Annotated in this window: 20 protein-coding genes; 5 read left to right on the plus strand and 15 right to left on the minus strand. The window is 45.4% G+C overall.

Translation table 11 applies throughout. The features are described from left to right. Window positions 1-20 precede the first annotated feature (20 nt). Window positions 21-434, plus strand: a complete 414-nt coding sequence (locus OCU74_RS21935; RefSeq protein WP_087481795.1) for a MarR family winged helix-turn-helix transcriptional regulator — start codon at window positions 21-23, stop codon at window positions 432-434. A 105-nt stretch (window positions 435-539) separates the two neighbouring features. Here the strand turns inward: OCU74_RS21935 and OCU74_RS21940 are convergent, their stop codons facing one another. Together OCU74_RS21940 and lpdD are read right to left on the minus strand one after the other, a co-directional pair. After that, entirely contained in the window at window positions 540-1688 is a 1149-nt protein-coding gene (locus tag OCU74_RS21940) for an MFS transporter (RefSeq protein ID WP_087481794.1), read from the minus strand. A 320-nt stretch (window positions 1689-2008) separates the two neighbouring features. Continuing rightward, a complete protein-coding gene (lpdD, locus tag OCU74_RS21945) occupies window positions 2009-2404 on the minus strand; it encodes a prenylated flavin chaperone LpdD (protein ID WP_087481793.1) in 396 nt (131 codons plus the stop codon). A 312-nt stretch (window positions 2405-2716) separates the two neighbouring features. Here lpdD and OCU74_RS21950 point away from each other — a divergent pair, with 312 nt between their 5' ends. Continuing rightward, window positions 2717-2989 (plus strand): YrhK family protein, encoded by a 273-nt coding sequence (locus OCU74_RS21950; protein ID WP_087481792.1) that lies wholly within the window; start codon window positions 2717-2719, stop codon window positions 2987-2989. A gap of 80 nt (window positions 2990-3069) precedes the next feature. Here the strand turns inward: OCU74_RS21950 and OCU74_RS21955 are convergent, their stop codons facing one another. Next, entirely contained in the window at window positions 3070-3384 is a 315-nt protein-coding gene (locus OCU74_RS21955; protein ID WP_087481791.1) for a hypothetical protein, read from the minus strand. Between the two features lie 347 nt (window positions 3385-3731). On the opposite strand from OCU74_RS21955, the gene OCU74_RS21960 reads away from it, so the two are divergent. From OCU74_RS21960 to OCU74_RS21970, 3 genes are all read left to right on the plus strand, one after another. Continuing rightward, window positions 3732-4517, plus strand: coding sequence for a sulfite exporter TauE/SafE family protein (locus OCU74_RS21960; protein WP_087481790.1), 786 nt, complete (start codon window positions 3732-3734; stop codon window positions 4515-4517). 187 nt (window positions 4518-4704) lie between these two features. Beyond that, window positions 4705-7590 carry an FAD-binding and (Fe-S)-binding domain-containing protein gene (locus OCU74_RS21965; protein WP_087481789.1) on the plus strand — a complete coding sequence of 962 codons (2886 nt, stop codon included), beginning with the start codon at window positions 4705-4707 and terminating at the stop codon, window positions 7588-7590. Between the two features lie 66 nt (window positions 7591-7656). Next, window positions 7657-8508 carry a PhzF family phenazine biosynthesis protein gene (locus OCU74_RS21970; protein WP_087481788.1) on the plus strand — a complete coding sequence of 284 codons (852 nt, stop codon included), beginning with the start codon at window positions 7657-7659 and terminating at the stop codon, window positions 8506-8508. Window positions 8509-8621: 113 nt separating this feature from the next. Here OCU74_RS21970 and glgB read toward each other — a convergent pair whose 3' ends face one another. The 12 genes from glgB to OCU74_RS22030 form a co-directional block, all read right to left on the minus strand. Continuing rightward, window positions 8622-10808, minus strand: a complete 2187-nt coding sequence (glgB, locus tag OCU74_RS21975; RefSeq protein ID WP_087481787.1) for a 1,4-alpha-glucan branching protein GlgB — start codon at window positions 10806-10808, stop codon at window positions 8622-8624. Between the two features lie 215 nt (window positions 10809-11023). Further along, the gene (malQ, locus tag OCU74_RS21980; RefSeq protein WP_087481786.1) at window positions 11024-13228 is read right to left on the minus strand and encodes a 4-alpha-glucanotransferase; all 2205 of its coding nucleotides are present in this window, start codon (window positions 13226-13228) and stop codon (window positions 11024-11026) included. Between the two features lie 99 nt (window positions 13229-13327). Next, complete coding sequence (locus tag OCU74_RS21985) at window positions 13328-15781, minus strand: glycogen/starch/alpha-glucan phosphorylase (protein WP_087481785.1); 2454 nt, start codon at window positions 15779-15781, stop codon at window positions 13328-13330. 518 nt (window positions 15782-16299) lie between these two features. Continuing rightward, on the minus strand, window positions 16300-17166 hold the full coding sequence (gene cyoE, locus OCU74_RS21990) for a heme o synthase (protein WP_087481784.1): 867 nt from the start codon (window positions 17164-17166) through the stop codon (window positions 16300-16302). 10 nt (window positions 17167-17176) lie between these two features. Further along, a complete protein-coding gene (gene cyoD / locus OCU74_RS21995) occupies window positions 17177-17491 on the minus strand; it encodes a cytochrome o ubiquinol oxidase subunit IV (RefSeq protein WP_087481783.1) in 315 nt (104 codons plus the stop codon). Further along, window positions 17488-18093, minus strand: coding sequence for a cytochrome o ubiquinol oxidase subunit III (cyoC, locus tag OCU74_RS22000; RefSeq protein WP_087481782.1), 606 nt, complete (start codon window positions 18091-18093; stop codon window positions 17488-17490). Before cyoC ends, cyoD begins: the two co-directional genes overlap by 4 nt. Then, window positions 18083-20107: a cytochrome o ubiquinol oxidase subunit I gene (gene cyoB, locus OCU74_RS22005; RefSeq protein ID WP_087481781.1), complete on the minus strand. Its 2025-nt coding sequence runs from the start codon at window positions 20105-20107 to the stop codon at window positions 18083-18085. Before cyoB ends, cyoC begins: the two co-directional genes overlap by 11 nt. Before the next feature lie 7 nt (window positions 20108-20114). Beyond that, complete coding sequence (cyoA, locus tag OCU74_RS22010; RefSeq protein WP_087481780.1) at window positions 20115-21038, minus strand: ubiquinol oxidase subunit II; 924 nt, start codon at window positions 21036-21038, stop codon at window positions 20115-20117. A gap of 571 nt (window positions 21039-21609) precedes the next feature. After that, a complete protein-coding gene (locus OCU74_RS22015) occupies window positions 21610-22329 on the minus strand; it encodes a YebC/PmpR family DNA-binding transcriptional regulator (protein ID WP_087481779.1) in 720 nt (239 codons plus the stop codon). Between the two features lie 86 nt (window positions 22330-22415). Continuing rightward, a complete protein-coding gene (locus tag OCU74_RS22020; RefSeq protein WP_087481778.1) occupies window positions 22416-22625 on the minus strand; it encodes a DUF3283 family protein in 210 nt (69 codons plus the stop codon). Window positions 22626-22758: 133 nt separating this feature from the next. Continuing rightward, window positions 22759-22956: a PA3496 family putative envelope integrity protein gene (locus OCU74_RS22025; RefSeq protein ID WP_087481777.1), complete on the minus strand. Its 198-nt coding sequence runs from the start codon at window positions 22954-22956 to the stop codon at window positions 22759-22761. Between the two features lie 571 nt (window positions 22957-23527). Continuing rightward, window positions 23528-25504 carry a replication initiator protein RctB domain-containing protein gene (locus OCU74_RS22030; protein ID WP_087481776.1) on the minus strand — a complete coding sequence of 659 codons (1977 nt, stop codon included), beginning with the start codon at window positions 25502-25504 and terminating at the stop codon, window positions 23528-23530. Window positions 25505-26924: the final 1420 nt, after the last annotated feature.

The raw sequence follows: 26924 nt of genomic DNA on the forward strand, positions 1-26924 counted from the left end.
ATCGGGAATGGCCAGAACAGATGACGAACAAATTAGATCCGGCTGTATTTCACTTAATGCGCAAATTATTTCAGGAACATACGTCATCCTGGCAAGATGCGTTACCTCATGTTACGAAGCCACAGTTTTCTGTTTTACACGCGATCGCTCAATCACCGGGGATTGAACAGGTGCATCTTGTGGAAGCATCGATTACAACCAAAGCGACACTGGCAGAATTACTTGGTCGTCTGGAAAAGCGTGGGCTGATTTATCGTCAGCATGGAGATCAGGACAGAAGGCGCCGTTTTGTCTATTTAACACCGGAAGGGGAAAAGCTATACAATTCCTCAATGGAAATCGTCAAATCAATCGATGTCAAGTTTCTCAGCCGTATCTCTGAAGCCGAGAACCTTGAATTCCTGCGGATTCTGAAAGCGTTAACCGGTCAGTAGATTACCGGCGGATCTCTGTCCTAATATGTGAAAAAGCACCGACAAATTGTCGGTGCTTTGGTATTCCTGACTTAGTATCACGGGTCTGAATTCAGCAAATGGCAATCAGCCACCGGCCACCCACTGACGTTTCGTCTTGATGCTGGAAAGCAGCATATAAAAACAGGTTGTCAGAGAAATCACAAATAGATATCCCAATAAACCCTGACTGCCCTGCATAAACCAGTTGGCAAAGATCGGACCTAACACCGAACCAATACTATAACTAAATAGCATCACCTGTGTTGCAGACACAATGTAACTGGTATCCAGCTTGTCACACCCCAGATTGATGGCTATCGGGTAAAGCGCAAATGTTGCCATTCCCAGCAGAAATAATCCAAGCACCATCATGCTCATGCCAGAGTAAAGAACAGGTAATACGGACGCACCAGCACCAAGCAGACAAAACATCGCCATCAGCAATTTACGTCCCAGAAATTTTGACAGCCATGGCACCATTGGCTGTACAGCCATCGCTCCAAGGATAATCAATGCCAGTAAACTACCAAGGTGAGTGGTAGGAATACCACGGTTCGCCAGTTCAATCGGCATCAAACCATAAATTGCCCCCAACATCAGCCCGGAGACCAGACAACCGATCAGCGCAGCATGACTCAGCTTCGTCATCTGTTTCCAGGACAGACTTGTCGCCTGCTGCACTGATGGCTGGTCCATTTTTCCATAAATCAGCACAACAGACGCCAGTAGCAACAAGGTGATAATAACGGTAAACGGTATAACGCCGGAAACACCCAGATGGCCGATACCAAGCTGTCCTACTGCGGTGCCACCATACAAAGCAGCCATGTAGATACCTAAACGCTTTGCCCGGCGGGATGCATCACCGTGCAACAGCCAGGACTCCACCACCACAAAGACACCAGCAACCGCGACACCCGCGATAAAACGGTCAACCAGCCAGACAGAAGCATAAGGCAGGGACGGAAGTACCACTATCGATAGCAACAGAATCACCAGACACCAGATAAATGCTTTCCGGTGACCCAGACGATTCACAAAAGGTTCCATCATCATAGCTCCCAGCAACAGACCGGCATAAAAAACACTGGCAAGCCAGCTGGCAAGCGATTCATCAAGTCCATAATGAGAAAGTATGAGCGGGATCAGGCTCATGAGATAACCAGACGCAACAGCGTACAACGCCAGAGCGATCACCGGCACCGTAATGCGTTGAGCAGAAGAAGTATTCAACGAAATAGCCTCGAAAACAGATGGAAAAAACAGGAGATTTTCGCGGCGAATATGGCGCTAACCAGTAAAAAGATAAAATGAAAAATTGTGGTCTTGACGATTAATAACTTTTATCAAACCAATGAGTAAAACATTCACTAATAAAACCCCATAAAAGCAGTTTAAAACACCAACATAAACACTATTATTTGGTTTTTAGTAGCACAAAATTAATCCATGTTAAAAATTATATTTTATAAAATTCATTGTTCAGATTGCGGAAAATACGCGGCCTTTCCCGACATAAGACTTACCGGGAAAGAACATGGATAACCGTTCGATCAGCTTTTCAATAGATCGACCAGTTGATGTGTCAGTGTGTTCACAACATCAGGAACCATCGATAAATGTTCCGCTCCGGCATTATCGATATGGATACCACAGTTGACCGACACAACACAGTTGAGCGCAGAAGCAAGCACCTGAGCCGTACGATGGGCAAGCAGATCTTCTTTATGACCCAAAACACACAGAACTGACGTGGAAGCACTCACCTTCGACGCATCCTGCAAACTTGCCCGCGGCTGAGCCAGAGCCGTTGCACCAATATGCGATTTATCTCCACCGTGGATCGTAACGGCCAGATCCCGGCCAACAACAATGGCAACTAAATGAATCATAAAACTACCTGATTCCTGTTCTAACCGCACAACATCACCTGGCTGATGTTTCATCATTTATTTCTCCCGGTTTTCACCTGATTGAAAAGACACAGCAGTGTCTGTCCTTATAAGAAAATACTTACTTATAGTGTCTGTCCCTGTAAATGAACAGCCCTGACAAACCACAGTGGTTCGCATCCTAGTCATATTGAGGATGAGAGTAAAGTCTCATATTGAAATCTCATATTGAAACGATGCGGAGAAACTCTCACACATGATTTGATGAAAAATTAGTCGATTTCCAAACCGGAGGTTCGTTTTTGCTTTGAAACTGTTACCCTGTTCTCAGAGGGTGTTGCAGAGAATCAGAACAATAAATAGGGAGGCATGGTGATTTATCAAACAAAGACAGGACTGGATATTAATATCGGACGTGAACATCTGGTCATTCAGCAACGCTATGAAGCACTGAGCGCATTTAACGATCTTCTGATTGCAGTCTGGTTTCTGATCGGTAGTTTCTTCTTCCTGAACAATGCATTAGTCGAGAGTGGCACCTGGTTATTCATCGTCGGCAGTGCACAATTGCTGATTAAACCGTTCATCAAACTGACCAGTCTGGTTCATCTCCGTCGCATTCAAAAACGCAACGAAAATTAAAATGTATCGACTCCCACCGGTACAACAGTGGGGGAACCAGGGGAGCCGATAACTCAGGATTGTTGAATAGACAACCTGTCTTATTTGTCTTTATCCATATCTCCGGCAGCCTGATCAGCCTCAGGCGCTGTTGATTCAATCACGCCCTGACTCATTTCAGGCGCTTCTTCCATCATATCCTGATCAGTCTCAGGTGCAGTTTGGTCAGCCGTTCCCTGAGTGGCATCGATAGTTGTCTGATCACCAGCACCTGTTGTTACCTGATCAGCCGGTTCACTGACATCACTTGTCGTTGTGTTTTCAGTTGTTGCGTTATCGTCGTTACATGCCGTTATGCCAAAAGCAATCGCTGTAGTCAGCAACATCATTGCAATCGGATTTGATAGTTTAGACATACTTCTCTCCTGTTTTTCGAACGGCAGATGCGTTCACACATTAAATTCACTGGAGCCAGTGTAATGAAATCCTGTCGACCGATTTCAAATTTCAGGTCAGGAGTTAGTGCTGATTGTGTAAGGAATCAAGGTGCCGGATCAGCCCGAAAAGAGCCAGTACTGTCACAATCAATCCTGCAATATCGTATATCTCTCAACCTCAACACTCATACCCGTCCGGTCAATAAGCCGATTTCAAAACAATTAACATACCTCATTTAATCAAAAACAAATATTGACATATGTCATTAATGAAATTAAGTTAGATCTGACTGGTGGCAATACTCAACAACTAAGGGGAACAAAATATGGATTGGATAGGAAACGATATCACTCTGTTCGTTTTGATCGCACTGATGGCATCTGCTTTCGCAGCAGGATTCATCGACAGTGTCGCCGGAGGCGGCGGACTCATTCTGGTGCCGTCTTTCATACTTGCAGGATTACCGCCACAAGTTGCTTTAGGGCAGGAGAAAATTGTCAGCACACTCGGAACAATAGCTGCCATCAGAAATTTTGTTCGCAATAAACGTGTGGTTTGGGTAGCCGTCGCTTCCGGAATTCCGGCTGGCCTCATGGGAGCTTATGCGGGTGCACAGGCTATTCTGTATTTCGACCCGGACACAGTAGGAAAAATCATTCTTGCAATGTTGCCCGTCGGGATCGTTTTCTCCTTCATTCCCAAAAAAGATCGCAGCAATACAGACAATCACACCATCAGTAAAACCATTCTCTGGCTTGGTGTTCCGCTAACGGTTTTTGTCATCGGATTCTATGACGGCTTCTTCGGGCCGGGAACAGGAAGCTTTCTGATTATTGCATTGCATTATTTGCTGAAATTCGACCTGGTCGCAGCATCGGCCACATCAAAACTGTTTAATTTTTCCTCTAACATCGGCGCTCTGATCGCGTTCATTATCGCAGGTAATGTACTTTACATGCTTGCAATTCCACTGGTGGTGATGAATTTGCTGGGTAATCACGTTGGCAGCGCATCAGCAATGAAATACGGCCCCAAATTAATCCAGAGAACAATTTCTCTTTCACTGGGTTTACTGATGCTGTCTTTGGGGTACAAATTTCTGATTGCATAACCACAGTTTGTATCAGATCAACGCCGCTTTGCTGACAAAAGCGGCTTTTTACCGGCAATATCAGATTGACCATTAGACTGAAATCAGAAGTTACCGAAGCGCGATCTAATATTTTGCTCCCGTACAGAAACGGCTATTATTTATACTCAGGTAACCTCATCATAAATAAAATCAAACAGGTCGAATCATGCAATGTCAGTCTCCGGAAGTTTCCTCATATCAACATTTAATCACTCGCCTATCCTCCCGGCTTGCTCCGGAATGTATTATCACTCAGCCGGAACAACGTCTGGCCTACGGAACCGATGCCAGCTTTTATCGTTTAATTCCCCAGGTCGTGCTACGACTGAAAGATATCGATGAAGTTATCTTCACTCTTCAGGCTTGTGACGATCTCGGAATCCATCTGACATTCCGGGCAGCCGGAACCAGTCTGTCCGGTCAGGCCGTTTCCGACTCGGTTCTGGTGACACTGACAGATGACTGGCGTGGACATCATATTTCGGATAACGGCGCCAAAATCACTTTACAACCCGGCGTGATCGGAGCCGATGCCAACCGTTATCTGGCGCCTTATCAGCGGAAAATCGGCCCGGATCCGGCATCAATCAATGCCTGCAAAATCGGTGGAATCGCGGCCAATAACTCCAGCGGTATGTGCTGTGGAACCGCTCAGAATTCCTATAAAACCGTCGCGGACATGCAGATTATTTTTACTGACGGTTTCATCTTAAACACCGCCGATCCGGACAGTGTGCACAGACTGATGCAGCAAAAACCGGAACTGATCTCTGGAATTCAGGCGCTTTGTGAACAAACGCTGGCTGACCGGCAACTGACCGATTTGATCCGGCATAAATATCGTCTGAAAAATACCACGGGTTACGCCCTCAATGCGCTGATTGATTACACCGATCCCATTGAAGTGATTAAACACCTGATGATCGGTTCTGAAGGAACACTGGGGTTCATCGCGGAAATCACCTATCACACCGTAGAAGAACATCCTTTTAAAGCGTCTGCCCTGTTGATTTTCCCGGACATCGAACAAGCCAGCCAGGCAGTGACGACACTGGCAGAAACTCCGGTGGCAGCCGTTGAAATGATGGATGGCCGTTCACTCCGGGCGATTGCTGATGAACCGGGAATGCCAGACTTTATCTCCACACTGGACGAACATGCGACTGCGTTATTAATCGAATCTCACGGACAGAGCGAACATACGCTGACGACTCAGTGCGAACAGATTATGCAGACATTAGCAATTTACCCGATTCTGGCGTCTGTCCCCTTTACAACCGATCCACAGACCGTTGCCACGTTATGGGGAATCCGTAAAGGGCTTTTCCCGGCTGTCGGAGCCGTACGGGAAACCGGAACCACTGTGATTATTGAAGACGTTGCTTTCCCTATCGAACATCTGGCGGCCGGTGTCCGTGATTTACAGACATTGTTCGATAAGTACCACTATCACGAGGCCATCATTTTCGGCCATGCGCTGGAAGGTAATTTACATTTTGTATTTACCCAGCGCTTTGATCATCAGGAAGAAATCGATCGTTACAGCGCTTTCATGGATGATGTTGCCCAGTTGGTTGCAGTCAGATACGGCGGCTCTCTGAAAGCGGAGCACGGTACCGGCCGGAATATGGCACCTTATGTTGAACTGGAATGGGGAAAATCCGGCTATGAACTGATGCAGCAGATAAAAAAACTGTTCGATCCCCGTGGCAGACTGAACCCCGGCGTCATCCTCAATCCTGACCCACAGGCACATGTTCAGCACCTCAAACCCATGCCACCAGCAGACCCGTTGGTTGACCGCTGTATTGAATGCGGATTCTGCGAAGCTGTCTGCCCTTCCCGGACGCTGACTCTTTCTCCTCGCCAACGGATTGTACTGTACCGGGAATTACAACATCGCCGTACGCTTGAATCTTCTGAAGAAATTATCTCATTAGAAAAAGCATTTGAATATCAGGGAATCGATACCTGCGCCGCAACCGGCTTGTGTGCCACCCGCTGTCCGGTTGGTATTAATACCGGTGATTTAGTCAAACAGCTGAGAACAGAAAAGTATCGCAGATATCATTCGATTGCCCACTGGACAGCAGACCATTTTGCAACCACAGTTCAGCTTGCCAGAACCGGGCTCAAAATGAACTCATGGGCAACCCGGACACTCGGTGCAGAACGAATGCAACACTGGAACCAGCAGCTCCGCCAGCGTAGCCAGCGGATTCCCCAATGGCTACCAGAAATCCCCGGAGCAAATCAGCATTCCATATCCAGAATCAATACGGTTTCCAGCGCAATTACACACCCGCAGGATAAATTACACAAAGTGGTCTATTGCCCTTCCTGTGCCAGCAGAGCGATGGGTGCATTGCCACAAAGCCCATTATTACCGTCTCAGGAAACCCGCTCACTCAGTGAAGTGACCTTCAGCTTACTGAAAAAAGCCGGGGTTGAAGTTATCTTACCGGAACACATCAGCAATCAGTGTTGTGGCATGCCTTATGACAGTAAAGGAATGACAACGCAGGCCCGTAAGAAAAGCAATCAGTTGGCACAGACTCTCATACAGGCTTCAGAGAATGGCCGCTATCCGATCCTGATGGATACCAGTCCCTGTATGCAACGGATGAAAACAGAACATCCCACATCTTTACAACTGTACGAACCCGCAGAATATGTCAGCCGCTATCTGCTGGAACACCTGTCCATTGAACCGGTTGAAGAAACAGTGATGCTCCATATTACCTGTAGTTCCCGTAAGGCAGGTCTGGAATCCGTCATACTGAAACTGGCACAAACCTGCGCCCGTCAGGTTATCGTACCGGAGCATATTCAGTGTTGTGGCTGGGCCGGAGATAAAGGCTTCACCACACCGGAGCTGAATCAGGCTGCATTGCAGCCATTGAAAAATCAGATACCGCCAGACTGTAAACGGGGATTCAGTAACAGTCTGACCTGTGAGATAGGACTCTCTCATCACAGTGGTATTCCTTATCAGTCAATTCTGTATCTGGTCGATGAGGTCTCAACCCCTTTATCAGGTCAAAAAATATAGAGACTGTGATATACCTAAATAGCCTCAAAAGGCAAAAATTCGCTCAATAATGGATAAGGATCCGATATGGAACTTGATATTTACGTCGTTGACGCATTTACCCACACACAATTTCACGGTAACCCGGCGGCGGTAGTGCCATTGCAGGAATGGCTGGATGACGCAACCATGTTAGCCATCGCCGCAGAAAACAACTTGTCCGAGACCGCTTTTCTGTGTCCGTTATCTCCGGGCCGCTACGCGATTCGTTGGTTTTCGCCGTTACAAGAGATTGATTTCTGTGGCCACGCAACATTAGCGTCTTCATATGTTCTGTTTCATGAGCAGCCATTTCATCAAGAAAAGACTGCCAAAACAGAGCCGGTTTTTGAAACAGCACTTGTTTTTGAAACAGCACTTGTTTTTGAAACAGAAAAAGTGGGAACGCTGACAGTCACGGAAACTTCGCAGGGCCGGATTGAAATGAGCTTTCCGAATCTTCAGCCGCAAGCCGTCACTGAAATTCCCCCGGCACTACTCTCGGGATTATCAGATCGTCCGGCATCAGTTTTGCGTAATAATCAGGCTTATTTTGCAATTTATGATACGGAAGAAACAGTTCGTCAGTTGCAATACAATGTTGAATCACTCAAAACGCTGGCTCCTTATGATGTCGTCGTAACGGCTCCGGGTACAGAATATGATTTCGTTTCCCGCTATTTCTGGCCGGCCAGCGGTGGTAACGAGGATCCGGTTACCGGTTCCATCCATGCGGGTCTGGCTCCTTTCTGGGCGCAAAGACTGGATAAAAACGAACTGGTTGCCTGTCAGGCTTCCCAACGGGAAGGAATTCTCTATTGTCGCTTAGAACAGGAACGTGTTCTCGTTTCCGGTCATGCGATCCTTTACATGAAAGGGAAAATCTATATCCCCGGGTGATTTCAATATGCGATTTCAGCGTCAACGACCCGGTAATTTATATTGATAAAAGAACAGCCTGATTTACATTGTAAATCAGGCTGTTCAGCATCAGCGTATATTCAATACAGACTCTACGATTCTAATTTATAATATACAGTCGCCAACGGCGGAAGACGCAGTAGCAAAGAATAAGGCAAGCCCTGACTTTCAACTTTCTCTGTCTTCGCAATAGTTTTCATCGTATATCCACTGCCACAATATTCCTGATCATCTGTGTTCAGCAGCAGATGATAATTCCCCTGGACTGGCATTCCCAGCCGAAAACGTTCATGAGGAACCGGTGTAAAATTACTGATAATCAGAATCCGCTCTCCGGATTCACTGATCCGCTCATGTGCCAGAATGCTGGCATCTGCCGCATCAGCAAGGCGCCATTCAAAACCTTCAGGATCATTGTCACGCTCATAGAGTGCTTTTTCACGACGGTAAAGGAAGTTCAAATCCTGAGTGAGTTTCAAAACACCCTGGTGGCGTTCAAATTCCAGCAGAAACCACTGAAGCTGGCTGTCATGCTGCCATTCTCCAGTCTGTCCGAATTCTGCTCCCATAAAGTTGAGTTTCTTCCCGGGCTGACCATACATATAACCCAGATAAGCTCTGAGATTAGCCGTTTGCTGCCACTCATCCCCCGGCATTTTGTAATGCAGCGAACGCTTGCCATAAACCACTTCATCATGAGAAAGCGATAAAATATAGTTCTCACTATGCGCATAAAGCAGCGGAAAGGTAACCACATTGTGATGATATTTACGGTGTACCGGATCATGCTGAATATATTCCAGACTGTCGTGCATCCAGCCCATATTCCATTTGAAACCAAAACCAAGGCCACCAAGAAATGTCGGCGTAGAAACTCCGGGAAATGCGGTTGACTCTTCCGCGATCGTCATGCCATTAGGGAAATGCTTATACACTTCCTCATTCATCCATTTCAGTGTGGCAATAGCATCATAGTTTTCCCGGCCACCATCAACATTTGGTATCCACTGATCGTGACTCCGGGAATAATCGAGATAAAGCATCGACGCCACAGCATCAACCCTGATTCCATCGATATGAAACCGATCAAACCAGTACAGAGCATTCGATACCAGAAAACGGCGTACATGCTCACGTCCCATATCATAGATAAAGGAATTCCAGTCCTGATGCCAGCCACGGCGCGGATCCGGATCATGATACAGCGGCGTCCCGTCAAAGTTATTCAGACCGTGTCCATCCGCCGGGAAATGTGCAGGAACCCAGTCAAGTACCACACCAATATTAGCCTGATGACACTGATCGACAAAATACTTGAAATCATCCGGTGAACCATAACGGCTGGTCGGGGCAAACAAACCAACCGGCTGATATCCCCACGAACCATAAAACGGATGTTCGGAAACCGGCATTAACTCGACATGGGTATATCCCATATCGATCAGATAAGGAACCAGTAAGTCGGCCAGCTCCCGGTAATTGAGGAAACGATCATCCGGTCCGAGTTTCCATGAACCCACATGCAATTCATAAAACGATAATGCTTCTTTGCGCTTTTCAGTAACCGGTCGGTTTTGCCATGTATCATCCTGCCAGACATAGCGCTCGTGGTCATAAGTAACCGAAGCCAGAGATGGGAACTGTTCTGCATAGAAGCCCCAAGGATCAGCTTTATGGGGCAGGCCTTCACCATTCGGGCCTTTGATCTCAAATTTATATTGTGTCCCTTCGTCCATTTCAGGGATGAAAATCCCCCATATCCCATAATCAAGCCGCTGCATCTGATGACGACGTCCATCCCACTGGTTAAAGTTCCCGATAAGAGAACAGGACGAAGCATGCGGTGCATACACTAAAAAGCGAATACCTTCGATCTGCTTACCACCCCGCTCCAGTGTAATGAACTGAGAACCAAGATGCCGGTACATCTCAATCGGTGTATGTAAATCATCGTACTCTGCATAAATCTCATGATACTGATACGGATCGTCAATAATCTGCTCACCACCTTTCCAGCGAACCGCCAGACGATAATGAGTCAACCGTAAGTCCATATCGGCCTGAAGAATAAAGCCGCCTTTATCTTCTGGCACCATTTCAATAGGCTCCAGCCCATCAAGTAATACGGAAACCTGTAGTGCGCCCGGCATCCATACCCGGAGAACACCTTGTTCGGGGGAAATAAAAGGCCCCAAAAAAGAAAATGGGTCAGCAAATGAAGCATGTTCCAGTTTTTGGTAAATCTGCTGCTTTTTCGTAAGCTTCTGGACAGTTTTCAATATCCCTACTCCTAACCTAACTAATTATTTTTATCCGTGAACAGACCAATATGGTCAATTATCCGGATTCTCTTCTACCAGTGTACCGAACAACCAAATACAGTTGAGTGACCTGACTTAAATTTCTTTATGCAATCAATCCACTGCTGCAAAAGGCATTTCCCCAAAGTTTTTCAGCTGACTCAGAAGTTTCTGAGAATAGCCATTCCGTTGACTCAATCCTTTACACAATCCTTTACAACCTTACTCTTCTCAGCCCGGACAACCGAAATGTGTTCAGCCAGACGTTGTACTGCGGGAAGTGTAAATAATGTTTCCAAAGGCTCACAAAGCTTACGCCGCCAGTTGGGATATTCCTCAACAGTTCCCGGAATATTGACCGGATTATCCATTTGCAGCCAGTCTTCCAGTTGAATGCTCATCAGCGCCGATGCGCCTGCCGCCATATGAAGATGCATGGCTTCACTCAGAGCTTCATCCATTGGTACAGTCATTGCGTCACGTCCGACACTATCCGGCAGAAAGCCATGCCAGGCGATCGAATCTAAGATGGCTTGTTTATTATGCAACCGGGCATCAAACCGGGGTTTGAGCATTTTTTCGTCCGGGTAAAGTCCGATTTCATGACCCATGGTCAGATCCCGACAATGCCAGAATCCCCGCAGTGTTGGCATATCATGAGTACATAATGCCGACATCGACTGAGCCGTATAATGCTGAGGAGAAATATAGCCACCATCTTTAGCTGTCTCAAAAAAGAAGACTTTATAAGAATGGATACCGGCATCGGCCAGTAATGAGGCAATTTCATCGGGAACAGTTCCCAAATCTTCGCCAATAACGCTACATTGATGACGATGAGATTCCAGAGCCAGAATGGCAAGCAGTTCATCCACACGATAATAAAGATAGGCTCCCTGAGTCGCTTTTTCCCCCCGGGGAATCCACCATAAACGGAGTAATCCCAGAATATGGTCGATGCGCAGCGCGCCACAATATTTCATATTAGCCCGGAGCAGTTGAATAAACGGCTCATAGGCCTGATGTCTGAGAGTCTGCGGATTCAGTGGCGGTAATCCCCAGTTTTGTCCGAGCGGCCCCAGTTCATCCGGTGGAGCACCGATACTGACATCCAACAACAGGTTCCCCTGATCTGCCCAGGCTTCCGCTCCGGATTCCGCAACACCAACCGCCAGATCACGGTAAAGTCCGATCGTCATCCCCTGCGCTTTCGCAACACGCTGTACTTCCTGAATCTGGGTATCGGCAAGCCACTGCATGTAAAGATAGAAGTTAATCCGATCTTCATGGTCACGAATATAGTCTTTGACCGCCGAACTGTGAAAACGGCGATAGTTTTCCGGAAACACCGGCCAGCCCCAAATGTCGGAGTCTTTTTCACAAAGTTCAGCATGAATTGCATCAAAAGCCGCAAGTGATAGTAAGGACTCACCACCTTTTGCAACGAAATCATGAAATGCCTGTCCCCGTTCAGTCAGAGGATCCAGATGCAGGCTTTTGAATGTGTCATAAAGCAGCGGTAGTATCTCCATTTTCAGTGCAGCAACCGCCGCATACTGGACCCATTCACTCTCTCTGGCAGTATTCAGCCGTTTCTGGAAAGCAGGGCTGGAGATCTGTTTTTGTGCTACCTGACACTGGCTCAACTCAGGAACCGCCTTAACATCAATATACAGAATGTTGATCCAACGACGAGAAGACGGACTATAAGGACTGGCGCTTTCCGGACTGGCAGGAAACAGAGCGTGAATCGGATTCAGGCCAACAAAATTGGCGCCCATTTCTGCTATTTTGACAACCAGTTGCTTCAAATCGCCGAAATCACCAATTCCCCAGTTCTGTTGCGAACGCAGTGTGTATAACTGCACACTAGGCCCCCACAGCTTTTTCCCCTGAACCAGTTCAGGTTGCCTGAAACACGATGAGGGTGTCACAATCAATGTCGTCTGGTAAGGCGTCTGACGTCCTTTACGCAGAACAGACAAGGTGTGATAGCCGATCGGCAGCGTTGTCGATAACGAAAAAACCAACGGGCCGCCATCTTCACGTTCATCTCTGACAATCTGAGACTGTAGATATCCTTCGTAACGCTCGCCCTGCTCAGTATCCAGATACCATTGAAATTCACTCTCCCGGGCGCTGCTTCCCAGATAGAGTGGTACTTCAATCACCTGCTCATCTTTACCAAACAAAACCGGTTCCAGAATCGGCTGCTTGTGAATTTTCTCTGCCGAGTGAAGTAATGCTTCTTTTGACTGCATATCATAGCCAAGAACCCCCAGCAGATATTCAATCGTTTTGCGACTGACAATCGCTTCTTTACCCCAATTGCTGATGTACCGTTCTGCAATACCAGCCTGATGGGCAACCTCCAGCAAAACGTTTTGTTCAATTTCCATGGCTACTCCCCTCCTGATAGAGGTAATTGCCTTTTCAGTAACAATTCGCAAGCGGTGGGCAGCCTTTTCAGGCAGCCACCGACACGCAATTCCATATGCCTAACGCGGTACGGCTTTAAGCTTCCATATATTGTTCACATAATCACGAATACTTCGGTCAGAACTGAATTTCCCGACCAGTGCTGTATTCAGAATGGCTTTTTTTGCCCAACCAGCTGAATCACGATACTGCTGATCAATCCGGGTATGCGCATCGATATATGAAGCAAAATCAGCCAGTACCAGATAAGGGTCACCACCATCCAGCAGGCTTTCATAGGTTGCCCGGAGCTTGCGTGGCTCTCCGGGAGTAAACTCTTCTCCGATCAGCAGATCCAGTGAAGCTTTCAGTAACGGATCTGCATTGTAGTAATCGAACGGATTATATCCATGAGACTTCAGACGGTTCACGTCATCGACTTCCAGACCAAAGATATAAATATTCTCATCACCGACTTCTTCACGAATCTCGACGTTTGCACCATCCATCGTGCCGATAGTCAGAGCGCCATTGAGCGCCATTTTCATGTTTCCGGTCCCGGACGCCTCTTTACCGGCTGTCGATATCTGCTCAGAAACATCCGCCGCCGGAATAATAATCTCGGCCATACTCACCCGATAGTCCGGAATGAAGACAACTTTCAGTTTTTCATTCACTCTGGGATCATGGTTAATTTTCTCAGCTATCTTATTGATAGCGTAGATAATCTCTTTGGCGAGGTAATAGCCCGGAGCGGCTTTGGCCGCAAAAATAAAGACCCGGGGAACCATGTCAAAATCAGGACGATTCAGTAAACGGTAGTAAAGCGAAAGAATATGCAGCATATTCAGATGCTGACGCTTATATTCATGTAATCGTTTGATCTGAACATCGAAAATAGCATCAGTGTTAAGCTCAATGTTCATATGCTCTTTCACCCAGTGAGCCAGCCGGACTTTATTTTCTTTCTTCACCGCCATAAATGCTTTCTGAAAGTCAGCATCATCGGCCCACTGAGTCAGCTGTGCCAGCTCTTCTAGCGCAACCGGCCAGTGATCACCGATTTTCTCTGTGATCAACCGGGATAGACCCGGATTACAGTATTGTAGCCAGCGGCGAGGTGTAATCCCGTTTGTGACATTTGTCAGGCGGGTTGGATAAAGTTCATGAAATTCAGGAAACAGATCCTGTTTCACCAGTTCTGAGTGCAAAGCTGCAACCCCATTTACCGCATAGGAACCAACAACACACAGATTGGCCATTCTGACCATCCGGTGGAAACCTTCCTGAATGATCGACAGCTTCTGCTGCTTGTCGACATCTCCGGGCCATTTCGCCCGCACTTCCTGTAAGAAGCGGTGGTTAATCTCGTAGATAATTTCCATATGGCGGGGTAGTAAACGGAGGATCAGAGATTCATCCCAGGTTTCCAGTGCTTCAGGTAACAATGTATGGTTGGTATACGCGAATGTCTGACTACAGATACGCCATGCGTCATCCCACAGCATATCCTGCTCATCCATGAAGATCCGCATCATTTCAGGAATCGCGATCGCAGGATGCGTATCATTGAGCTGAATCGTTTCATACTGAGGCAACTCTTCCAGAGTATGGCCGGCTGCCTTATGACGGCGGAGGATATCCCGGACAGAAGCAGCACTATGGAAGTACTGCTGCATCAGACGCAATGTCTTGCCTTTCTCATGGTTGTCATTCGGATAGAGCACTTTGGTGATGTTACCGGCATCGATCAAAGCATGTTGCGCTTCAAAATAGTTACCGTTGTTAAAGCTTTCCAGAGAAAATGGTGCGATTGCCCGGCATTCCCATAACCGTAACGGATAGACGGTTTCACTCTTATAACCGACAACCGGAATATCCCATGGCATCCCCATGACAGTCATTCCGGGAACCCATTTTCTTTTTTCCACACCATCGACTACAACGCCTTTAACATAACCGTAAAAGCCAATTTCCTGCGCTAAATCCGGACGGGCAACTTCCCATGGATAACCTTCAATGCCACACCAGGCATCGGGAGCCTCTTTCTGGTGACATTCTTCAAAAGATTGTTTGAACAGTCCATACTCATAATGAAGACCATAACCAACCGTCGGATATTCCTGCGCAGCCAGAGAGTCCATGAAACAGGCAGCCAGGCGCCCTAACCCACCGTTGCCCAGTGAAGGATCCCGCTCTTCTTCAAGCAAATCACTTAAATTCTGCCCCAGTTCGGCCATTGCCTCACCGATAGCATCATAAACACCCATGTTTAATAAGTTGTTGCCGGTCAGACGACCAATCAGAAATTCCAGAGAAAGATAATTCACACTTTTGGCATTCAGAATCCGCTCATCCTGTTCTGTTTCCAAAAGGTCAAATGTCGTGAGCTCTGCCAGTGCTCTGGACATAGCCAGATACCAGGAACGCTTAGTCGCACACTCGATGGTGGTCGCGTAGGTTGATGTCAGATGACGCTTAACGTTCTCCTGAAACAGCGTCTTATCAAACGACTTCTGCAATACAGCTTTCATCGTAACCCCTCCCAAATAGGTAATGAGCTGACTGAGATATACAATTATCTGATACGGTCTTCGTACCAGTCACTTCAGCCCTATCATGAAAATCATATGGTATACAGCAGTCTTACCAAGCTTGAGATGTGATGCATATCGAATTTCGCATCGAATATGGCTCACAATTTCCAGTCTATATCACAATGCTCCTTAGATAATAACCTTAGTCGTTAAATCAAATTCCTACGGCTTTTCAGTTTAGAAAGTCTACAAAAAGTGACAGGAATCACATATTGATACCACGTTCTCCCACCGAAGTTCCAGTCAATCGGCTATTTTTTCTACGCTGATCCCGATAATTTTATAAGCCTGCCCTGTTTGCCAGGCTTCCGCAGAGAAAGTAAGTGAATACTTGCTATTGAAAAAAACCAGAAACACAAAGAACATCAGTATCAGCTCAAATAGCGACCATAAAAAAAGGCATCTTCTTGATGCCTTTTTCAGTTCATTATGCGCCAGTCACAAGCTGGTGGTCTCTACAGACTGAGCGGTATCAGTTCAAAACCTAATACAGCACTGAAACTCATCACGACAATCAAAGAGTGTTTGAAAACAGCTTTTGACCACGCTTCAAAGTTATCTGTTGTCATCCGGCGGAATGTCACCCGGGTCCACATAAAGCAGACAGCCGATGCAACCACCAGATATTCATAACCGGTATTGCCAACCAGATATAATCCTAAAGCAACCGCATTAAAGGCGATGACATAAGCCATCATATGCTTACGGGCCTTGTCGATTCCGGAAACTACCGGCAGTACAGGAATACCTGCCTGACGATAATCCTGCATTCTGAACATGGCAATTGCATAAGAATGCGGCATTTGCCACAAACAGAACAGACAGAACAGCAGAACGCCTTCAAGACTGACATAGTTGGTCACTGCCAGATAACCGGCCAACGGTGGAACCGCACCGGAAATACTGCCAACCAGCGTACCGTATACAGAAGTACGCTTGTACCACATCGTGTAGAAGAAGACGTAGAAAACATAACCCAGCAACACAACCACAGCCGCCAACGGATTCGTTTTCTGATACAGCAATGCTGTTCCGCTCAGTAACAGAATGAGCGCATAAATGAAGGCATGATCAACATTAATCTCACCACGAACCAGCAAGCGCTGGCTGGTTCTCGCCATTTTACTGTCGATATCGCGGTCGAAGATATTATTAATCACACATCCGGACGCGATGACCAAAGCAACACCAGCAAGCGTATAGAGCAATAGCATTGATGTTACTGACTCCGCTTTAGCTGCGAGGAAAAACCCCGCAGCCGTAGAGATCAGGTTACCAACGATAATTCCCGGTTTGGTGATCGATAGATACCCTTTAATCATCAGTCTGCGCCTACATCATCATATTGACGTTCAGATTCCACATGATCCAGATTGAACCAACAATCAGGATCAAGACAACAATCACAGAGAACACCAATGAAATCACGTTCCAGCGACCGCTTTCAGTTTTTGTTTCCATATGCAGGAAGTAAACAAAATGAACAATCACCTGAACAACAGCACAACCGAACAGGACAGCAAATGTTGTCCCGGTCGACAAGCTTTGTGTCGCCGCATAGTAGAAAGGAATAATCGTTAGGATCAGAGAGGCTACAAAGCCAATCACATATCCTTTTACGCCTGACTCAGCATGTTGGTTACTCATGATGTCACCCCAACTAAATAAACGATTGTAAATACGCAGATCCAGACGATATCCAGGAAGTGCCAGAACAAGCTTAAACAGTTGAACCGGGTTTCAATCATCTCTGTCAGCCCTTTAGTATTCAGTTGCCAGAAACAGACAAACAACCAAATCAGACCAAAGGTCACGTGCAGACCGTGAGTTCCAACCAGAGTAAAGAATGCTGACAGGAACGCGCTACGCTGTGGTCCGAAGCCTTCACCAATCAGATGATGGAACTCATAAACTTCCATCCCGATAAAGCCCAGACCAAACAGGAAGGTAATCACCATCCATAGCTTCAACGCGCCAATCTGCTTACGCTTCATGGCAATAATGCCAAAACCGAATGTAATACTACTCAACAGCAGCAACATAGTTTCAACAAAAACGAACGGTAGTTCGAAGATCTCTTTACCGCTGGGACCACCAGCGGTTGCTCCTGCCAGTACTGCATAAGTTGCAAACAAGCTTGCAAATAAAATGCAGTCACTCATCAGGTAAATCCAGAACCCGAACAGTTTGTTACCACCGGTATCATGGTGGTGATCATGTGCGTGAGCCGCTACAGAATTAGCCTGCATACTTCACCTCCATATCATCTTTCGACTGAGATTCAGCTTTTGCTTTTGCAACTTCAGCCCGATGTTTCTCTTCAATCTCTTTGATTTCATCAACCTGAACATAGTAATCAACATCATCGTTAAAGCTATGCCAGATAGTGGTTACCACGATACCGATGAAACCGATAGCGGCCAGCCACCATATATACCAGATCATCGCAAAACCAAAGATCGTCGCCCATGCAGAAACATACATACCCGTTGGTGTATTCTTCGGCATATGAATCGGCTCATATTCGACTTCTTTATCAAGATCATGCTCACCACGCTGCTTCTGATACCAGAAAGCATCAATTTCATTGCCTTTCGGAATCACAGCAAAGTTATAGAACGGTGGTGGAGAAGATGTTGACCATTCCAGCGTACGGGCATCCCACGGGTCACCGGTCACATCACGGTTCTCATCCCGGTCGCGAATACTGACAAGAATCTGAATCACCTGACATACCACACCCAGAGCAACAATTGCCGTACCGACAGCGGCAACAGCAAGGAATGGGAAATAATCAGGGCTAATATCCTGACTCAGACGACGGGTCATCCCCATAAAGCCCAATGCGTAAAGTGGTAGGAAAGCCATCAGGAAACCAACCAGCCAGCACCAGAATGCGCGTCGGCCCCATGCTTCATTCATCATGAAACCGGTCGCTTTCGGGAACCAGTAGGTGATTGCAGCAAAACAGCCAAAGACTACACCGCCGATAATTACGTTATGGAAGTGAGCCACCAGGAATACACTGTTGTGCAGTACAAAGTCTGCTCCGGGAACCGCCATCAGCACACCGGTCATACCACCGATACTGAAGGTGATCAGGAAGCCGACAGTCCACAGCATTGGTGATGTAAACTGAATACGGCCTTTATACATCGTAAACAACCAGTTAAATATCTTCACCCCGGTCGGGATAGAGATGATCATGGTTGCAATACCAAAGAAGGCGTTTACATTCGCACCCGCACCCATGGTAAAGAAGTGGTGTAGCCAAACGATAAAGGCAAGAATCGTAATTGCAATCGTTGCCCAGACCAGAGATGTATAGCCAAACAGTTTCTTACGTGAGAAGGTCGCTGTCACTTCAGAGAAAACCCCAAAGATTGGCAGAACAAGGATATATACCTCAGGGTGGCCCCACGCCCAAATCAGGTTGACATACATCATCATGTTGCCACCCATATCGTTGGTGAAGAAGTGGAAACCCAGATAACGGTCCAGAGTCAACAGAGCGATAGAAATAGCCAGGATTGGGAACGAAATAATGATCAGGATGTTGGCACACAGAGAAGCCCAGGTGAAAACTGGCATCTTCATCAACGGCATATCCGGAGCTCGCATCCGCATAATGGTGACAAAGAAGTTCACCCCGGTCAGGGTTGTACCGACACCCGATATCTGCAATGCCCAGATCCAGTAGTCAACGCCAACCCCCGGACTTGCAGCAATTCCGGACAGTGGTGGATAAGCCAGCCAACCAGTACGGGCAAACTCACCCAGACCCAGCGACATGTTTGTCAGGATCACACCAACAACAAACAGCCAGAAACTCAGGTTGTTCAGGTAAGGGAATGCAACGTCACGCGCACCAATCTGCAACGGAACCACGATATTCATCAGACCGATAACCAATGGCATCGCAACAAAGAAAATCATGATGACGCCGTGTGCCGTAAAGATCTGATCATAGTGGTGCGGCGGCAGGTATCCGGCTTCACCGGCAGCTGACAACGCTTGCTGACTTCGCATCATCACTGCATCGGCAAAACCACGCAGTAGCATGACAAAAGCGACAGCAATGTACATGAAACCTAATTTTTTGTGGTCTACCGAAGTAAACCATTCATTCCACAGGTATTGCCATTTACCAAGACGAGTTACCCACACAACAACTGCCAGACCGACAACTGCGATTACAGCCAGGGTAATCATGATAATGGGCTCATGGTATGGAATGGAGTCCAGTGTTAATCTTCCAAACATAATCTCATTACCCTTCGTGCTCAGCCATCGAATGATGACCCATTGGTTTATCCATTTCCTGTCCGTCTCCCATGTTCATTCCGCCAGGGAATTGAGTTACGACTGAATTAAACAGATCGTCCGGAACATGAGAATAATAGGTAACAGGAACGTCAATGCTTGGTTTCGCTAAAGCACGATAGTCAGAGAAATCGTTAATCTGATTTTCAGAAGCTTTCACTTTCTCGACCCACTGATCGAAACTGGCAACATCAGGTGTTGCAGTTGCAGTAAACTTCATATGAGAGAAACCATCACCACTAAAGCTGGCTGCAATCCCTTTATAGTCCCCAGCTTCATTTGCAATCAGATGCAGGCGAGTAACCATACCAGGCATCGCATAAAGCTGGCTGCCTAAACGAGGGATAAAGAAAGAGTTCATGATGTTGTCTGATGTAATCTTAAACTTCACCGGAACATCTTTAGGAAAAGCGACATAGTTCACCGTTGCAATTTTCTGCTCCGGATAAATGAACAGCCATTTCCAGTCAAGCGATACAACTTCGATCGTCATTGGCTTCACGTCACTTTCTAAAGGATTAGAAGGTTCAAGATGGTGCGTTGAGCGCCAGGTGATCGTCGCCAGAACAACAATGATAATGATAGGGATAGTCCAGACAACAAATTCAATCTTTGTTGAGTGAGACCATTCTGGTGTGTACTCTTCTTGCGTATTACTTGATCTGTACTTATATGAGAAGTAGATCGTCATCAGTATCACAGGGATAACAACGATCAGCATCAGGAGCAGAGCTGTAATAATCAACTCTTTCACCTGAACACCCACCTCTCCTTTGGGATCAAGTAGCGCAAACTTACACCCTGAGAGCATCAGAACTGTGAGTAACAGTCCAACTCTCGATATGATGCTTTTATATCGTGAGGCTTCCATTTACTTGTACTTCCTCTTTCTGGCAGAGACCCGATAAGCCGACACTTCCTTACCAAGACTCTGCGGTTGGTTTTAATAAGAGTATTTGAATCTGTAACAAACAATCCTTACCTGATACAAATCCATTCAACTCCACGAAATCGTGACATTTAACATTCAGTTTTCGAAAAGATAAATATATTTGTTACAAGAAAGAACACTTTGCCACATCCGACACATGATAGTAACAATGCGTCGAGGGGCACTATATTAAAGTGCAATCTTAAGTTACGCAAATATGACGATAAGAAAAAGTGAACTCGCCACATGTACGAAGTAACAGATATAATCCATTGTTATCTATATATTTTTTAGAACAGGTTTTTGCTTATTCCACACATTTACCATGTGTTTTTTTTTTTTCGTTATAATTTATGAGCTTTATCACGGAATGAACTGCAATTTCTTTTATAAACAACCCAATACTGTTGCCCGAAAAATCCATCTCTCAAGAGGAAATAAAATAGAAAGGCAAAAAAAAACGCCCCACGTACAACATGGGGCGTTTCTCAATCAAGGGAACAGCAAAAAACTATTCAATTTCCGCGTTATGGTAAACCTGCTGAACATCATCACTATCATCCAACAGATCCAAGAATTTCTGGAATTTCTCTGCATCTTCTCCGGAGATTTCAGTCCGATTCTGCGGAACAAAAGTAATCTCTTCCACATCCAGAGTAACGTCAGGGAAAGACTCGGCCAGTGCAGTTTTTGCTTTGAAAAATTCAGTGTTCGGTGCAAATACCGTAATAACACCATCTTCCAGTTCAATATCAGTCACATCGACATCGGCCATCATCAGTGCTTCTAACACCGTTTCTTCATCATCACCCTTAAACTGAAATACAGCCTGATGATCAAACATATGAGCAACTGTACCCGGACTGCCGATTTTTGCACCGGTCTTCACAAAGCACTGACGAACATCCTGATAAGTCCGGTTACCGTTATCAGTCAGGCAATCGACAATCACGCTCACACCACCAGGTCCGAAACCTTCATAACGAGCAGGCTGGTAATCTTCACCAGAGCCTCCCGAGGCTTTATCCAGCGCTTTATCGATCACATGTCCGGGAACCTGATCTCTTTTCGCCTTCGTGATCAAGTGCTTCAAAGAAAGGTTGGTATCAGGATCTGCACCACCATTCTTTGCACACACATAAATCTCTTTGCCGTATTTGGAATAAACTTTAATCTTTGCGCCTTGAGTCTTCGCCATGGAAGCTTTACGCACTTCAAAACTTCTTCCCATCGGGATATTCTCTCTCATCAATTGAATGCGACGGATTGTAGGAAAAACACAGAATCATTTCAATTTCTGCCGGACCGGAGAGCGGCTTACATCACGCCCATGATCCTTTTATATTTATCCACCGATTGTTGAAAACATGTCTGTTCATCCGTTGTCCGCAACGTCTCCTGATGCTGAGCGAGCGCTTCAGGACCGGCTTTCCCTTGTTTCAGTTTCCATACTAAAAAGGCAGCCTGTTTGTCCAGTTCGACCCGATTCTTCTCTTCAGCACTCAGTTCTGCAAGATTAAAAGACATGAAATCACCCGTCATCTGTAAACAAGTTCTGCAATATACCACAGGAATCGGGAAAATTAAGTGCTAACTGAAATGAACCTCACCAGAAAAAAGAAAGGGCAGCGAAGCTGCCCTTACCTGTTCAATATAAAATTTAGTGAAGGAGCCCAAGTTCCCTTGCTTCTTCAATAGTTAAACCACTCTCACGAATCTCTCTCATCGCTTCAATCCGGCGCCGGGCTTCTGCTGATTTAAGATTTTTCGTCGGTTTTTGCAATTCAACTTCGTCCGTGAAGTCCCACTTATTTGCGATATTCGTCATTTCATCATGGTCGATTGAATTGATAGACATAGATCACCTCCGGACAAACCATGTTAGGGACACGTATTCTATAGCGGAGCTGAAAATCCTTGTTAAGCAAAATTGTTCAAGAGTGTGATAGTGGCTATAGTTCCGTAAAAATATTGATAGTTGTAAGAATAAAATTTGCGTCTGTTCAGTCAGAACAGTATCTTTAAAAGATCGCTGTCGATTTTCAGGTCAGGCAATTCTTCTTCCTTCCCCGGCTTTTCTCTTACTATACAGCATAATCTACGGAACGATGATCAAGGTGTTGTTGAAGGTTCTCTATCTATCAGGATAGCTAACCTGCTGATTTACCAAAACGGGCCAGGAAATCATTTTTGACAGGTAAAAAAAAGCGAGCATGGGGTGCTCGCGAAAATGCTAAGTATGAATATAACAACGTGAACCTAACCAATTGACGTCGGTAGGATAAAAGGTTGTCTTTCGGAGCTAAGAATAGCCATCTATTTCCCCTCTTCTGTCAGGACGGTGTCAGAGCTGTGCAAACACCAGTATGGTTTGTAATCTTCGTTCCATTTTTGTGCTCTTCTTCCGCTAACCTTCTATTTTTCATAGGCTAGATACCAATAGCGACTTCATCAAGAATCTGAAATACCGACTCGTCCAGATGCCCTTCACTAATCTGTTTACATACTTTCCGGCGCACAGCCAGTCCTGATATCAATCGTTCTATTGATAAATGCTTATTGCTGCTCCGGGAATTATACAGCTCAATTGTTTTACTCAATAACTCATAAGGAAGAACGGCATCGCCCACTCTCAGCCAATCGAGCTTATCAATCAGCTCCTGACACTCTTCCCGTATAGACGCAGGGGAATGTCCCGTCATTGCCGACAATGCGGTTATACTGCGTTCCAGAGCCTCCTGAGAGGTATATTTAGACAGGGTTATCGTTATCTCATCAGCATTGATTTCAACCAGATGTTTACGCAGCTTAACCCTGCGTCCCAAATTACCTCTGGGTGAAGGCGCTTTCCGCTGTATCGGTTCAAATTCTCCGTCAATGATCGAAGAAAGCTCTTCCAGTTTCTGCTTGGAGACCATTTCATGGCGAAGCGGGTTCGGCAGGGTCGGTGCCATATTACGTTTTCCGGCATTGGTTGTTCTGGCTCTGGAGTAACGTAATACTTCTTCAACATCACATTTGATATCGACTTCATAATCCGTGATCTTTCCTTTCGCATGAATTGATCGGATCGACAGATGATATCCCCACAGATTCACAACAAAGAATTCCTCATCTCCCTTCCCTTCAGATAAACGCCGTAATTCCCGGATCAAATCCATGGAGAACCGACGCCATTCGATATTACGGGCCAGTTTCTGATTCAGTTCTGACAGCAACATCGTCTCATGATGCCGACGGGACATCCGACTACGAAAGTAAGAGTAAAGCTGGAAGACCAAAGTATGTTGCTTCAGGATCTCCGGAGGAAACAGGAAGAAGTAATCCCGGGTGAGTAACTCCTCATAGAATGAAGGTTCCCATACCAGAATATAAAGATTCGGTTTAATTTTGATCTCACCGTCAGCCCCTTCTACGGGAGCTTCTTCTGAAGCTGTAATCGTACGGGCCAGAAACCGGAAACGATCACTTTTAAATCCTTCCGGCATATTTTCACTCAGCCAGCGTCCCGTCAGCTCGTGAAGCTGGAAATCAGTAAATTCAATTCGATCAATGCTGTCACGAATCGAATCTCTGGCCGGTCCACTATCCTTTTTGCCCCGCAATGACAAGATATCCGTGATATAGAGCGGTGTTTTGTTCGGAATATGCTTTGCGTTCAGATGATACTCTTCCCGCTGATGATCGTGATACTGCACCGTTAATGTGAATAGCGCAAACAGTGTCATCAGATCATCGACAGTCATAATATTCTTTGAGGATCGTGTTTCGATCACTGCCCGGGTTCCTGAAATAGAAACCATTGATTTCTGGTAACTTTTACGAGTTCTGGGGGGAGCCAGAGCCTGATCAATGATCCCGGCCCAATTAGTGGGTGAAACAACAAATTGATCCGCTTCATCTTTGATTGCTGGTGGTGTGTTTAAGCCGTATTCATTCAACAGACGTTGATTTACCTGAGTTTGTGCCAGTGCTTTCGAACGTTTTTGCTTCTCAGACTGTTTTACCGATTCAGTAATCAGACTGGTAGTTCCCAATACTGAAATCAGCTGACTGGGATTAATAAATTTATGCAGCATTGTTTTTCCTGCAAGGCCTTCTTCGAACCGGACAGGAATTTGTTCAAAGAGGCCAATATTCACAGCCGCACGCAATCGCTGTTGAATTGCGGCTCTTGTCAGTTGCCCGTCTGCAGCTTCAATCAATTCTGTTGTCGACACTAAACCATCTTTGCTACTCATTCCTTTTAAAGAGACTAAATTGAGTAGCTCAATGATGCTTCTGGTGACACCTTTAAAATGTTGATACTGTTCTATCCAGTTAACTGATGATTCTGATACCTGAAAAAGATGTCCGTCCTTATGATTTCTGGGAGCTTTAATTAATATTTTTTCGTGAGTGCTCATCTTTCCTGTCCGTATCACATTTGGCGTAATATTGATATTTTTCCGAGGATAAAGAAAAATTTTCTATAAATAAAGAAAAAATTATTGCTCTTAATAAACTGATCTTTTTGATTATTAATGATCTTAAATGTTTATATGATCTTATGATCTGAGTGAAAAACTGGCGGTAACAACATGTAATTAAAGCATATTTTTATGCGGCTCTCGAAAGCATGATCATGATAATTCGGGAACAATGATCAATAACATATTGAAAGCATGATCATTAATCGCCTGAAGCATGATCATTTGAATTGCGGAATAATGATCAATACTCTTCCTGAAAAATGATCAAGGTGAATACACAACTTATCCACATGCCCTGTCTGTTACTTGCTACAAATGAAGGTACATTTTGCTTTGATGAGGATAGATGCCGCAAGCATGATCAAGGAAAATCAGATATCTCTTATCTACTTTCGTGATTCAACTGACTTTTGGATAGTTGAAAAACATTTTTCTGCCTTCATGGTGAGAAACCGGTCCTGTTCTGTCATCACGTAAGCATGATCAAGGGATTAGCGAAGCATGTTCTCGTAAAAATATGTCATTTCAATTTCTGGGATAATCAATGTAAATCGTGGCAATCCCCCAGTTGAGCTGACACTACCCGTAGTTGGACAGTCAAAATACATGCTTCCGGGGATGAATTCTTCTTGATCATTGTTCCGATCTTTTCTAAATGAGATCCTAGATTGGCTTGTTTGATTTATATACGCTTTGTTCCTTGATCATGCTTCTGTTCCCTCCATATTTACAGGAAGCATGATCATGAGGTTCATCCTTGATCATCTTTCCGTGTCTGCTCTCTTGTCGAAATACTATGCTTGTTGGTGATATTTTTCTTTATTCTGGCACTTATGTTTTGGTTTTCTGGCAGGATAAGAGCGTTTTTTAGTCTGAAGTATGTTCTGAACATGCTTTCGTATCAATGAAGTGTCCATTGTTGTGTTTCTGAAGGTAGATATTGAAAGCAAATTCGCAATTTATACAGTTGAAATCACAAGTGCCGTAATTACTGCACTACTTTCAATCGTTCCGGTGTGGGTTGTATGTGAAATTGTGATTATTCCGTTGAGGTTCACTGCAGTATCTGATGATTCTTATGACAACTCAGATTTGAGTTTATGTGGAAACAATTAAACCGTTTGATGAACTAAATACAATTTACATTGTAAAACGTGACGACGTAACACTTTTATGAAATTTAATTTTCAGGGTAGATTACTGTAGATATTTTTTATGTGAAAGTTATTATTTTCATCAAATCGTACGTTAATAAACACTTTATTGTGATATTAATCTAAAATTGGTTGTACACCTTTTTATTGTTAATAACTTAAAATGTTGTACAATAACATCTAGTCACTCATTATGGATA

The sequence above is a fragment of the Vibrio mangrovi genome (genome assembly GCF_024346955.1).
In the GTDB taxonomy this organism is placed as follows: Bacteria; Pseudomonadota; Gammaproteobacteria; order Enterobacterales; family Vibrionaceae; genus Vibrio; species Vibrio mangrovi.